Annotated in this window: 1 protein-coding gene; it reads right to left on the minus strand. The window is 60.0% G+C overall.

Annotated elements, in window-relative coordinates; all coding sequences use genetic code 11:
- Positions 1-5 precede the first annotated feature (5 nt).
- On the minus strand, positions 6-15380 hold the full coding sequence (locus VPH41_RS12250; RefSeq protein WP_328570224.1) for a GH-E family nuclease: 15375 nt from the start codon (positions 15378-15380) through the stop codon (positions 6-8).
- Between the last annotated feature and the right edge of the window lie 96 nt (positions 15381-15476).

Below are 15476 nucleotides of genomic sequence, written 5' to 3' on the forward strand. Positions count from 1 at the left end.
TTTCATTACTTCCAGAACAAGTTGGTTGGGTCTTCGCCTAAGTGGCTGCTATTTGATGCTTTGAGTTCTGGCCGATATCTGCTCGGATCATTCAGGATGTCCAGAAATTGACCACGTGTTGTGAATGTACGGTCATATAACCATTGATTGATAGCAAAATCACGTTCCTTCCAATATTCCATTCCAGGCTTATGGCCCATTACCCACTGCTGCGATGGATCTATGCGAATGTTTGTCAGTGGATCATACACACGACCATTAAGCGGATTAGTAGCTGCATCCCATGTTTGTTCTTTTATCCCAGCTCTGAACTTAAAGCCGTCTCGGCTATATGTTTTCGCATCCAAAATCTCGCCACCAGAATTGACGTAGAACCGGGTACTCGGGGTTCTCGGTTCGATTACAGTAGCAGCACGCTGGGGAGAAATTCGACTTAGGATATCTCCTGCAGCCGTATTGGGCAAGTTCATCCCCGCATAAAATATCTGACCCGCTTTCGGAGAATATAACCCCGTAGATGAGCCACCAAACTGGGGCACCGACGTGGGTGTGGTGGGTCGAGCAATAGTGGTGCCCCCGAAACCACCAATCGAGACCATGCTGCCCAACGCGCTAGCTACGGTCGTTGCGTAGTACATCTCTTCTAAAGATCCATCGCGATGTGCTACGAACCCTCCTACGACTGCGGCAAGCGGACTGCTTGTCATGTTGCCAAGTATGGTAGCAAATGGACTCGGCTGCATCAGTCTGGCTCGAATTTCGATCGCATCCGGACGAGTGTAGTTTAGGCCATTGAACAGCGCGACTACCTTGCTGGCGGCGGGCATATTTGAGCCCCATACGCTCGCTAATTCGTCCCAGCGATTATAACTACCCGCCAACGCTTTAGCGTCCCATTGTTGCTCCAGACTAGATGTATCGTTTACCCAGCGCAAAAGGCCCTGACCTGCATCTGAAAGAACATCTCCAACTTGGGAGAGCAACTGTTCGGCAGGAGTGAGGATATTCCGTTGTATCCAGCTTGGCCCTTGGCCTAGGATGGTTACGCTTGGGATTCCATCGACAATCTCCGACGCGCCGAGAACTATTGCTACGTCATATGCAAATCTTTGAGTTGTTCTTGCCGAAGCATAGGTCATGTCGCCGAGCGTAGCTACGTCACCTACAGTATCTGGTTCGCCACCGAGCGTGGATACCAAGCGGGGAGCGGAGAGTGCACGTTGCTTAAGCTTGTCCCACTCATCGACGCTCAAGTCCGGCGTGCCGCTGCTTCGTGCCTGGCTGCTTCCCAGCGCATTACCAATCGCACCGGTGGCAGCTGCCTCAGCCATTTTCTGGGTCACCTGCGCCCCCAGCCCAATTGCATTGCCCACCGTACTCGCGATCACATCCTGCATGATGCCCGGGAAGCTGTTGCGCAGGCTGCCGCCGCGCACCAGACCGCTGGCCATACCCGCTGCTACGCCGGAGGCGGCGCCGCGCGCCATGGTCTTGCCGATATCGCTCCACATCGCAGCGTCCTTCGCGTCTTGCGCCAGACCGTTAAGGTTGGCCCAGCCCTGCTCGCCATATTGCGCTTGCCCGATTGCATTCCCAACTTCGGCGGCAACCCCTCCAGCGATGGCCGCTGCCGCCACGCCGCGCCAGTCAAAACTGTGCTGCAAGCCGGTCGCCACTGCCACGCCTTGGGTGATCGTGTTGCTGATGCCGCCCTGCACGACGCCTCGGGTAAATGCGCTAGTGCCAGGGCTGAACGTCGGCCCCATACTTGTATTCATCACCCCAGCAGTCACCGCCCCACCCAAGGCGCCCAAGGCAACCCCATTCCAGTTAAAGCCGTCCTGCGCGCCAATGGCCATGCCCACCGTCTGGCTGGCAACCGAACCGACGGCACCGGCAATCGCGCCGGCTGCCACAGCCGTCGCCGTCGTACCAGCGCCAAAGATCGACGCTGCTACGCCCGTTGCTGCCCCCATCGTCATATATGTCACGGCGACAGCGACCACTACCATGATGAGCTTACCCATCACCCCGCAGCCGCCACCTTTGGACTGCTGTGGCGGTGGCGGCGGCATCGGTTCCGGAGGCAGTACCGGCATGGTGTCGCCGATGGCCTGGCCGGCGTTATACACCTTGAAGGTGCTGGCGTTGTTGTGGAAGTTGCTGACCTTGTTGGGCACCGTCAGTACCTGCCCTTCGATCAGCGTGTCGCTGATCGTCAGGCCGTTCGCGTCGGCCAGAAGATACCACAGGCTTTCATCGCCCCAGACGGCGCGCGCAATCGCGCCCAGCGTGTCGCCCTTGCGCACCGTATAGGCACTTGCCGTGGCGCCCGGATAGGACGAATTGATCGGCTGGTAATTCTGGTCGAAGTCCGCCGACGACACCGGCTTGGCGTTACGGAAGCCACCCGGTGTCGTCAGGCCGCGCTGCGCCAGCTCCTCCGCATACGAAATCGTCGACGGTCCTTCGCTGCTGACGTCGCCGATGGTATGGCCATTCATATAGTAGAAGCGGTGCGCCACCTCCAGATTGCCATTGGCCTGCGTCTTGTTGCGGCGCAGCACCTGGCCATACTGGTCGCTGATGTAGCTCATGGTGCGGCTCGAAGCGCCGCCAACCACCGCGCCCAGGCTGCCGGCTTCATACGCATTCATCTGTGTCAGGTGGCCGTTGACATCATATTGCAGGTCCGAGAAGCCGCTGGCCCAGCGCTTCGCTTCCGGATTGCCCGCATTGATCCCCTGGATCTGGATCTTGCTCTGCTTGGCCTCGTCCCACCAGACATAGCTGTACATGGTATGCACGCCTGTATCCTTGACGCCTTCGGCATGCTGGAAGGTATGTGTCACCACACCCTGATCGACACCCGTGTAATTGCCACCGCCAACGTCCAGGCGGTAATCGAAATCCGTGACAGTTGTCTTGCCGGCAGCTACGTCAATGTAGCGTTCCTGCGTCACACGGTTATCTTGGTCGAACGTCGAGTACTTCTGCGTCATCACGGCGCTATTCTTGTACTCGATATACCCCGTCACCCGGCCCCGCAAGTCATTTTCCCGACGCGCACCCAACACGCCGTTGATCGTAACGTCTTCCAAATAGCCATCGCTGGTATAGCTGTAGCGCTCGACGGTGCCATTGGCCGCCGTCGCCGTCAAGCGCTGGCCTGCCAGGTCGTAACTGATCCTGGTACCGGTACTGCCGGTGCTGACCATGCCATTGAGCGAAACACCCTTGGTGATCGTAAAACGGTTCATGCTGTCGTACTGGTACCAGTATTCCTGCACCGCCGGAGCACCATTGACTACCGTGTTGTAGGCGCTTTTCACCTGGCGCCGGTTACCATTGGCGTCATAGCTGTAGGTAATGGTCGCTTCCGGGTCGACGAACTTCACCACCCGGTTCAGCTCATCGTAGCTGATATCGGCCAGTTGATAGTAGGTACGCTGGTCATCTTTCTCCAGCTTGGCATACGCTTCGCGGGTGCGGTTGCCCTCCTTGTCATACTCGAAATAGGACTCGACGTTCAAGACCCGGTCTGTGCTGCGCTTCAGGTAGCCATTGGCATAGTATTCGAAGTCAATTTTCTGGCCGGCACTGGAAGTCTGGCGGATCAGGTGGGAGGCATGGTCGTAGCTGTAGACCACGTCGCGCTTTTCCACGTCGACATGGCCAACCAGGTGGCCGAAATAGTCGTTGCTGTCGCTGGTGCTGCGCGCATCGCCTACCGTGGTGACCTTTTTCCAGCCGCCGACCACCACACCGCCCGCACCCAGCATGGCTGCGTCATAAGAATAGCTGTAGCTTACTTCGCGCTGTTCAAAACTGAGCGTACGCACCACCCGCCCCTCGGCATCGTAGTCGGTGCTTTCGGTTTGATTATAGGCATTCGTATGGCTGATGCGGTTGCCTTGCGTATCGTAGGTGTACGTATCGACGTTCGGTATCCCATTATTGAATCCAGGCGTACCCTCCACACGGCGCGGCCGAATCACCTCGATCAGGCGCCCGCCCTGGTCATAGCGATTCTTCGTCACGCGCTGTAATTCGTCCGTCAAGGTGCGCAGGTCGCCGAACACATCGTAGCCAGCCGTTTTTACGCCGCCGTCCGCATGGAATTCGCTGACGATGCGCCCCTCGCTGCCATAACCTGGCAGCAAGGTCTGGGTATTGAGGTTGCCATTCGCGTCGCGCACGCCGATCAGCTGATTGGAGGCATCGTAGTAATACAAGGTCACGGGGCGGCCAGGCGCATTGGTGCCATTTTCCAGTGCAATGGTGGTCATCGGCGCATCTTTGCGCGTCAGTTTGCCTGCCGTGTTGTACGACAAGGTGACCACGTTATTTCTGCCGTCGGTCTCGCTGGCGATCTCGCCAAAGGCGTTGTATGCCTGCTGGCGGTGAATGGTCGCCTCACCGCTTTTCATGTACATCGTCCATTTGGTGAAACTGTAGCTGGTAGTGCGATCCGCCATGACCTCTACCACACCATCGTAGGTAGGTTTGCCATCCGTTGCCGGCTGGCCAGCCGCGTCAAGCAAGGTATAGCTGTATTCAAATTTATTGCTGCCGGACTGCGGACGCAAGCCAGCGTCTTCTACTTTCCAGATGAACTTGTCGCCACTGCGTGGCAACACCACACGCGTATAGGCGCCTGTCGAGCCGAGACTACGGTACTGCAATATCATCTGTGTTGCCGATGGCACGGGCGGCATGAAGGAAACGATACTGGGTTGCGAAGCGTTCTTGTGCGTCGACGGTATTGGATCTTTTCCCAGCCCCACTACACCTTCTGCAGCATTGACACGCTGGCCGCTGGCGTCAAATACCTCATAACTATACTTAACCACATAACTGCTGAATAAAGCATCAGGGGCCACGTCGCTGGCGTTCCAGATGAAGCTGTTCGCGCCATTGCGGTCCAGATTTTTGATACGGGGAATACCATCGGGGCCCGTGTAAAGCAGGCGCATACTGACTGCACTTGTTGGCTGATTGTTAAAAGTCACACTGGCTGGCTTGGCATTGAATGCGATCAATGCGGAAACCTCGACATACGGCGTAAAGGTTCCCTCGGTCCGACCTCCGCCTGGTGCGTTGACCTGCGTCCCCGTCCCAGCTGGCCCTGTGTATGTTTCAAACCAGTACTCGCAGGCGGGCAACCCGTCGAGCGACATCTTGAACCAGCCTGGAGTACCTGGCTCCGCTTCCAACATCTTTTCCTGCCAGGCACCCTTAGTTTCTTTTTCACGGTAGTGGATGCGCATGGATTGCGCTCCACCCTGTTCAGTAATGTTGAGCGATACTCGTCCATTAAGTCGACCACTGCTAATATCATTGGTTTGAAACGCGTTTCCTAGGCCATTCATTGCATGCGATGACTGCACAAGTAATGAGTTACTCTGTTCACTATTGTACGACCCAGATTCTACATTTAATACGACTCCATTCGCTCCCAACGCGATATATTGATATTGCACGTTACCAGATAACATTGGAAGGCCATTGCCAAGCCAACGTGTAACCAAGCCAACGTGGAACCAACCTGCTATTGCTCCTCCTTGGCTATTGTGGGCAACGCCGGCCTCATAGGTCGTCCATGGGCCGGTTGAGCCAAAGGTACGTTGCATGAAAACGACACGCTCAGTCGAGCTCGGCTGATTGCGAATATTTATTCGCGGATTAATAAGACTTGAAGAGGCGAAGCGGCGCTCCGTGAGAATATCGCTCAACGGAAACTCTTCGTTAGCGGACATTACTGTATCGGCCAGCAGTAAGAGACTGGACGCAGCACCATCTTGAACTTCTTGAAGCAATTCAACACGAAAAGGTGGGGAGGGCTTCAAGTTCTTTGGCATATCCCATAGAATTTTCGACGAGATAGAATCAAAAAGTGTCCCAGGAATATCTACACCAGCAACTCGGACGTGTAAATTTCCAAGGCCATTTAGGAAACCTGGAGGAACACTAATATACGATCCTTCTGGTAGCATGCCAGGCTCAAATATGGGCTTTCCATTGCGATAAGTATAAGAAACATTAAAGTCAACTGTATCGGATTTTTGGTATCCTATTGCGCCAGTCTGCGTAGGCAGTTTCTCTCCATTCTCAATGGATTCCCTGGTCGCCCCAACAGTCAAACCTCCTGCCGTAAAATTGGCACCCAGCTCCTGCGTCAGGAACGGTGTATCCGTGACGAAGTTGTGCGAGCTCTTCATCGTCGCCTGGTAGGTGTCGGTCAGCTGGTTGCGCTGGTCATACTTGCTCAGGGTGACACTGATGCCGCCAGCCGCCTTGGCCGCCAGCACCACTGGATCTGTTGATTTTCCTTGTATTTCATTGATTGCCAGGATTTGCTCCAGCGTCATTGGGCGCAAATTCGCGCCGGACGACTGGATCAGGACGGTCGCATTGCCGTTCTGGTCATACTGGTACACCTTGGTCGAACCATCGCCCGCATTCGTCTTCCAGCGCCGCCCCATGATGTCGTACTCGGCAAACTCCGCCGTACCACCATTGACACCCTTGAATACAATTTCGCCAAAGGCGTTATAGCGCACCTCGCGGCTATCGCCCGCAAGCCAGCCTCCTGCACTGTTCACCGGGCCGGTCTGACGTCTGGTTTCGCGCCCCATCGCATCGTAGCCGATCAGGGTGCCGCTGATGCTGGCGGTGCCATCGGCTTTCTGGCCGTTCACCTGCACTTCCGTCACATTGCCGGCCGCGTCGTGGCCATAAACATAACTGCCTGCAATACCATCCGTCGATTTACCCGTCAGGATACCGGCAGCGTCATAGCTGAAGCGTGTGACGCGGTCCTCGGCGCGCTTCTTGCCCAGCGCGGTCGAGGTGATGACGTTGCCGACGCCGTCATACACCGTGTCGGTGGTCGGGCGTACCCATTCCTGCTGGAAGTCCTTAAAACCAGCGCCTTCGGTCCGGGTCTGGCGGCCCAAGGCATCGTAGCGGGTATCGGTGACATCGCCGTTCGCCTCGGTTCTCTTGAGGATATTGCCCAGGCCATCATATTCGTAGGCCACTGCGGTTGCCCTGGTCTGGCTGCTCAGCCCTCCCTTCGTATCCAGGCTGAACACTTCCTGATTAAGCGTGCTCTGCGTCTTGACCCGGTTCATCCGGTCATATGTCGACACGGTGATACGGTCCTCGGCGCTGGTGCCGCTGCTGGCCGTCAGCTCTTCGACGCTGCTTGCCGCATTCGCCACCAGTTTGACCGGCTGGGCATAGCGGTACTCCTGCAGGATATTGCCGGCCGCATCGCGTGACCATACGGTCAGGTAGTTCTTGCCATCGACTTGCGCAATCTTCGCACCAGCCGTGTTGTAGTACGACCAGGTCAAAGTGCCGCGGCCATCCTTCTCGGACACCACATTGCCCAGCGCATCGTAGGTGCGCTGGGTCTCAATCGCGACATTTTTGAAATCGAAACTTCCCTGCTCATTACGTTCGGCCATGGGGACGCTGAAAACCGGATCGCCATTGACCTCCTTCTGCTTGTCGCTATTGCCTACTCGCGTGCCGACCATGCGGTTGGCCTGATCGTAGTCGTAGTAGGTCTGGCGGCGCTCGGCCGGATTGACCGGCTGCGGCGCACCATTGCCGGCAGGCGCGCTGACCGGCGTGTTGTACACCAATGCCGAGGTCATGTTGCCGGCGGCGTCATAGCGCCATTGCGACAGGGTACCGGCCGCGCTCAGTTCCATCTGCTTGCGGTCAGCCGCGTCGTAGTACCAGCGCGTCACCTTGTCATTACCATCCGTGTACGAGGTCTTGTTGCCGCGCTCGTCGTAGGTCCACGCCTGCTGTGGCGCGCCGCGCCGCTGCACGCCGCTGCTGTCGCGCAGCGTGATCTCGTCGCCGCGCTGGCTGACCAGGCGCCCGGCCAGGTCATAGCCGTACGTGGTGCGGCGCTGCGATGCCAGACCCTGCGCTTCGACTGAGGTAATGCGGTTGCCGAATGCATCATAGGTGTAGCTGTTGACGACCGGCTTCGACACGCCATTGGCATCGGGCGCATTGACCGGCAGCGTTTCCGTCAGCAGCGCGCCGCGGCCGTCATAGGTGTAGCGCGTGATGCCGCGCAGCTTGTTCTCATAACTGCTGCGGTTGCCCAGGGCATCATAGGTAAAGCTCTCGGCAGCGCCTTCGGCATCGACAGAACGCAATAAGCGGTCATTGCGGTCATATTCCAGGCGGGTAATGGCATCGCCTGCCGCACTGGCGACCGTGGGCCGCGCGTCTGTCGACCACGGCCCCGTCACCGCTGTTTTGTATTCCGTCACCGCTTGCGGCTTGCCCGACAGGGTATAGCTGGTGCCGACCGCATAACCGAGCGGATTGACCTGCAACACCAGCCGGTTCTGCTGGTCGTAATAGAAATACCCGGCATTGCCCTTCGGATCGACGACCTTGACAGCATTGCCAAAGGCATCATAGCTGGTCCGTGTCACCGCCACATTCGTGCCATCGAGCGGCACCGAGGTCAGCGTCCTGCGCCCCGTCTGGTCAAACTCCTGCCGCGTCACATAGCCGCGTTCGTTAGTGATGCTGATGACATTACCCAGCGCATCGTAGGCGTACAGGATGGTACCAGCGGCCGCACTGCCGGCAGCGCGGGTCAGCTCCTTGAGGCGCCCCGCATTGTTATATTGACGTGTTTCGGCCACATCCCTGGCCGCATCCAGGCGCAATGCGCCCTGCACCGCCGCCGATTTCAGCGCAATGGCACTAGCGGCTGGCACAGCCACGGCATTGGCATAGCGGTCCACCCGGGTTACGTGGCCATTCGCGTCATAGCTGTTCTGCGTGACATAACCGAGCGCATCGATGCTGTACAGCAGCCGGTTGGCGCCGTCGAACACGCGGTTGACGTGGCTCGCCGGCTGCGTATCGAGCGGCAGCAAGGCCAGGATGCGCGCCGTATCGGGCACGCTGTTGCGGTCAAGCAGCGCCGGCACCTGTACCGCATACGCCGTGCTGCGCACCACGTTGCCCGCCTTGTCATACATGCGCCGCGTCACGCCGCCCATGGCATCGACCGCATACACCTGGCGCCCCAGCGCATCATACGTAAAACTGCTGATGCGGTCCGCTGTACTCTGCGCCACGCCCGACAGCACGGCATTGTCCGCCACGGGCACCGCCAGCGCCGTCGCATACGCGATCTGGCGCGTCAGATTGCCGGCCTTGTCGTAGCCGTACTGCGTCACCGCCCCTTGCGCATCGGCGCTGTAGGTCAGGCGGCCAGCGCCGTCGTAATTGCTGACCAGGCGCGCGTCGCGCGCCGGCTGCGAGATTGTCGCCAGTTGCTGGGCCACGCTGGCCAGGGTCAGCGGCTGCGTGATATTGACCGCCGCGGCATACGCAATGCGCACGATGGCGTTGCCGCTGCCATCGTAGCGCTGCTCGGTCACTGCTCCTACGCCGTCGATGCTGTAGACCAGGCGGCCCGCCGCATCGAACAGCTGCTGCGTGACCACGTCGCGGCCGGCCGCGACGGCCGGCGCCGGCGTGGCGCCGCCCGCCAATGCCGCCAGGGCGGCCGCGTCGAGGCGATTCGCGTACGCCGTGCGCTTGACCGTCTTGCCATCGTACTCGGTGCGTACCACCGCACCGCTGCCGTCCACGCTCCAGCTCAGGCGGCCATCCTTGTCGTAACGCCTGACCTGGCTCAAGTCGTGCGCCGTATCGCGCACCACCAGCGACAGGATCTGCTGCGCCGTTTCATTGCCCGTCAGCCCGGCGACCGCCTTGGCATAGCCGATGCTCTGCGCCACATTGTCATTCTTGTCGTACAGCGTCTGCGTGACGCCGCCCTTGGCATCGACCACCAGGATCACCCGGTCATTCGCATCGTACAGATAGCGCGTGACATTGCGGTTCGGATCTTTCACCCACGCGACGTTGCCCTTGGCATCGTAGCCCGTCAGCGTGCTCAGGTTCAGGCCGGCCGGATCGACATGCTGCTCCGTGCGCCGGCCCAGCTTGTCGTACACATAGCTGGTGACCAGGCCGGCAGGGCTGGTCACGTTCAGGACGCGTCCGGCATCATCGTATGCATATTCCGTCGTCAGGCGCAGGCCTTGCGGATCGGCGATCTGTCTGAACACCTTGCCGTTCAGGTCAAACTCGGTCTGCGTCACGGCGCCGGCAGGATCAGTGATCTGGATCTGCTGGCCCTTGGCATCGTACTGGTAACTGGTCCGCAAGTTCAAACCGTCCGGATCGACGCGGCGCGTCAGCAAGCGATTGGCTGCATCGTACTCATAGCGTACCTTGCGCCCGCCCGCATCCACACTTTCCGTCAGGCGGCCAGCGGCATCATAGCTATTCGTACTATTGAGATTCAGGCTACCCTCGGCGGCCCTGGACGCATCCAGGTTGCCGTCCAGGTCATAGTGATAGGTGCTCGTTACCCCCTGCGCGTCGCGCAGCGCAATCTTGCGCCCCTGTGCATCCAGGCTGCTGACCGTCACCAGGCCTTCGGGCGTGGTCACCGTCACCGTCCGGTTGAAAGCCGTATAGCTGTAGCGCGTCACCTGCCCCAACCGGTCCGTCTGCGTCAACACATTGCCGTAGGCATCGTAGCTGGTCAGTGCCGCCTGCTGCAAGCCATCGCGCGCCAGTACCACGCGGCCGTTGCGGTCGTAGTCATAGCTGTGCGTGACCTGATTCGCGTCCACGCTGGCCGCCAGACGGCCAAACGCATCGTAGCGCGAAATGCTGCTCTGGTTCAGGCCCCCGCGGTCGCGCACCTCGCCCGTCACTTGCCCGCGCCGGTCATAGCTCGTTTCGATCAGCAGCGTCACGCCGGCGGCGATCGGCGTCAAACGGCTGACCTGTTCACCAAAGGTGTTGACACCATACGTCGTCACCTTGCCCCGCGCGTCGCTGGACGAGGCCAGCGCGCCGTTGGCCAGGTAAGCATATGCAGTGCCGCTATCCTTGAGCGGATTGGCTATCGCCAGCACGGCATTCTTGAAGCCGGGCGTCGCCACTCCGCCCTGCAAGCCGGCCAGCGTAGCCGCATCGAGGCGCGTGCCGTAGGCAATGCTGGCCACCGTTTCGCCCAGCACGTTGTACACCGTTTCGCGTACTTCGCCCAAGGCATTGACGGTATGTGTGAGGCGCGCATCCGCGTCGTACAGATACAGCGTCTTATTGCCGTTGGCATCGGTCTGCGCAACGCGCAGTCCCGCCTTGTCATAGGTGTAACGCACGCCATACGCCTGCCAGACGGCATCGACCTGAGAGATAGACGGATTGTCGCCCAAGGCAGCCAGCGCCGCACTGCCCTTGCCCGCCAGCGCGCCAATCACGCGGCCCTGCAGGTCGTAGCGGCTGGCCGCGCCGATGCCCGCACGCGTTTGACCGATGACATTGCCGACGCTGTCATAGGACAGGATCGTACTTTCTGTTGCACCACCATCCAGGTAGCGCACGCTGGACGACAGGCGGCCATTGGCATCGTAGCTGTAGCTCTCGCGCTGCAGGGCACCTGGCTGCGTCAGCTGTCCGGCGACCATGCGCGTGCCCTGGCGCGTTTCCGCCAGGCGCGCAGCCGCATCATACGTATAACTGGTGACATAGCCTTCGCCATCGGTGCGCGTCTCAACCAGGCCGCGGCCGTTGTAGGTCGTGGTGGTGACGATATCCTGCGCATGCGCCGCCGGCGTGGCCTGGGCCAGCGAACCATTGGCCAGCGCTGTCGCCGACACCTGGTTCGCATAGCGCAGCGTGCTCACCTGGCGCCCCGCGCTGTCGTAGCGATATTCCGTCATGTAGCGCTCGCCATCGACTTCATAGCGCAGCAAGCCATCCGCATCGTACTTGCGCCACGTAATGCGGTCGTCGGCAGCTGCGGCCACCACGGCATTGCCGGCGACCGGACTGGCCGCAAACGCCGTCGTGTTCAGCGGCGTGCTGCGGGCGATTGTCTGGACCAGCTTGGACACGCCATCGTACACATACTCGGTCACCGCGCCAGCGGCGCCCACCGTCCTGACCAGACGCCCGGCCGCGTCGTACAGACGCCATTCGCTCCGGTCCTTGTCGCTGGCCAGCGGCAGCACGCCCGCCTGCGCCAAGGTTGCTGCCAGCGGACTGCCGTCAGCCGCCACCAGGCGCGCCAGGTTCGCACCGCTGACCGCCTGCGCATAACGCAGCGTACGGATCAGTTGATTGTTCGCATCATAGGTATACTGCGTCAGCGTGCCGCCAGCCGTGATGTCCGCTGCCTTGCGCCCCGCCGCGTCGTACAGCACGTAGCTGCGCTGTCCCGTCGGCCCCGTCGTCATGCGCAGACGCCCATCGGCGTCATACGCATAGCTGGTGCGGCCCAGCTCTTCACCGGCCAGGCCTGTCTGGATCACATCCGTCAGTTCGCCCGCCTTGTTGTACACCGAGGTCGTCGTCAAGCCATTGGCCAGTCTGACCGCCATGCGGCCACCGGCCGCATCATAGCTATTCAACGTGACATGGCCCAGCGGATCGGTCGCCGTCAGCAATCGGCCCAGGCCGTCATACGTGTAATTGGTGGCGGCACCGGCTGTATCGATGCTTTGCAGCAACTGGCCAGCCTGGTCGTACGCATAGCGCTGTACCGTCTGGGTGGCGGCGATGCCCTCACCCGCCGCATCGACTGCGCCATACGACAGCGTGCGGACCAGCAGGCCGCGCGCATCGTATTCGTAATCGAGGCGCACCGTCTGCGATTTTTTGGGATAGTTCACCACCTGCGCGGCGATCTCGGCCTCGCTTGGGGCCACTGTCGACGCCAGTGCGCTATTGTCGAACAGATCGGCCGCATATTGCACGCTGGCGATGCGCTCGCCCTTGGCGTTATAGCGGTACTCGATCGTCCGCCCCACCGCGCTGATCTGGAAGCGCAGATGGCCCGCAGCATCATAGACATAGCGCACCGTCTGCGCCCGGCCCGGCTGACCAGGGCCGGCACCGTCCGGGTCGGCAATCTGGTACGTCGTTTCCGTCAGCAGCAGATTGCGCAGCGGATCATAGGTGCGCGTGATGGTATTACCCAGCGCGTCGCGCTGCAGGATCTGGTTGCCATTGGCATCGTATTGCATTTCGACCATATTGCCGCGCGCATCCACGCTGCGGATCAAATTGCCCTGCGTGTCATACGCATACATGGTCTGCTGGCCCGCCGGCGTGGTCACGCCGGTCAGCTGGCCTTGCGCATCATACGCATACACGCTGACAGCGCCGAGCGCATCGGTCACGCGCGTGGAGTTGATCGTCAGGTCGTAATCCAGCTGCGTGCGGCGGCCCAGGCCGTCCGTCACCGAGGCTACGCGCCACTCGCTGCCGTACTGCTGATAGGTGAAGGACAATGCCGTGCCGTCGGCCTGCGTCACGCTGGCGATGCGTTCACTCGTGCCATCATAGGCATACCGGATCACGGCCACCTTGCCATCGGCGATGCTGTTGTCGTCCGGTGTCAAATCGGTGGTCACCGAGGTCAGGCGGTGCTGCGCATCATAGGCGTAGCGTACGCGCGTGAGCACGGCGCCCGAGGCCAGCACGTCGCGCATCTGCGCCAGGTCGCCATTGCTGTAGTCGAACCAGGTGGTGTCGCCGCTGGCGGTAACCACGCGCGACAGCTGGCCACTGCCGGCATCATAGTAGTAGCTGAGCTGATTGTTGCTGGCATCCGCGGACAGGACGATGCGGCCTTGCTGCGTCGCGTCATACACTTCGCGTACCTGGCCATCGCCGGCCGTCCAGGTCCAGCGCTGCGCCACCGCATCGTAAGCGAGGGTGCGGTAGGCGCCGGTGCCATCGGTCGAGACATACATGCCGCGCACACTGTCATACGCATATGCCGCCTGGCTGCCATCAGCGGCCGTGCGCAGCACCGTGCTGCCAGCGCCGTTCACTACTCCGATGATCCGGCCAACGAACTGGCTGACGCCAAAGGTCCAGTGCCGCGCCGGGCCGCCCTGGGCGTTATAGGCGCGTCCCAGGGACAGGTCAAGGCCGCGCGCCGCCAGCGCATCATCACGCTGGCGGATCACCACATTGCCGTTCGACAGGTTCAGATAGCTGTCGCTGCTGTTGCCGCTGGTATCCACATATGGCGTACGGTTACCGTTCTGGTCATAGCCCCAGCGTTGCAGCGGCAAAGCCATGTGCCAGCCACGGTCCTCGCGGACCGTCGGCACCGGCAAGCCATTGGCGAAATTGGTGACGATGTCCAGCGCCGGTGCGGGTTTGAGCGCGGCTAGGACTTCCTGCAGTGCTGGCCGCTCACCGACGCTGATGGCGGACGCGTACTGGATGGTTTGTTCTACTTTACCGCTGGCATCATAGATATAACGCAGCGCCTTGCCTGCCCCGTCGATGACAAATACGCGCTGGCTGTTCTCGCCATACACATAGCGTTCGTTGACCGAACCCGTCACCAGCTTGATCAACCGGCCAGCCTGATCGTAGCCATAGCGCGTGGTCTCGCCATTGACGGTGCGCGACACCGTCGTGCCGCCATCGGCCTCATAGCTGGTCAACGAGACATTGCCCTGGGCATCGGTCTCGGAGACTGGCCGGTTCTGTCCATCGTAAACAGTCTTGCTACCATTGAAAGCATACGTGCGTTGCTGTAGCTTTCCATCCTGGCCATACACATAATCGACGATTGCCTGCGCTACCAGCCCAACGGCCATGATCTGCTGCGTCATTCTGCCGGCGGCATCATAGCTGATCGTATTGATCACCGGATGCGATACGCCCGCTGCATCCTTTCCGGTTTCCGACGACGTTTCGCGGATCAGCAAACCGCGCGCGTCATACTCGTACGTTTTCACCACGCCATCCGGGTCGGCCGATCGCGTCAGCCGGTCAGTTTTATCGTATTCATAGGTGCTCGACTTGCCATTGATCTGCCGCGACTCCGTCCTGCTGCCATCCGCCGCGTAGGTGTCCAATATGACATTTCCTAGCGCATCCGTATGCGACACACGACGGTCCAGCCCATCGAAAATATCGCGCCGGCCATTACCAACATACGTGCGCTGCTGCAGCTTTCCAACCGGGTCATACACATAGTCGTTGCTTTCCTGCGTCACCAGGCCCACCGCCAGAATCTGCTGCGTTATCTTGCCGGCGGCATTGTAGGTATAGGTATTGATCACCGGATGCAATACGCCCGCTGCATCTTTTCCGGTCGCCGATGACGTCTCACGAATCAGCAAGCCGCGCGCATCGTAGTCGCGCATGATCGACACGCCGTCCGGGTCGGTCGATTGTATCAGGTGGCCAGTTTTATCGTACTCATAGATAGTCGTCTTGCCATCGATCTGCTGTGACTCTGTCCGGCTGCCATCCGCCGCGTAGGTGTCCAATATGACATTTCCTAGCGCATCCGTATGCGACACACGACGGTCCAGCCCATCGAAAATATCGCGCCGGCCATTACCAACATACGTGCGCTGCTGCAG

This window comes from Janthinobacterium sp. P210006 (assembly GCF_036231885.1).
GTDB lineage: Bacteria > Pseudomonadota > Gammaproteobacteria > Burkholderiales > Burkholderiaceae_D > Janthinobacterium > Janthinobacterium violaceinigrum.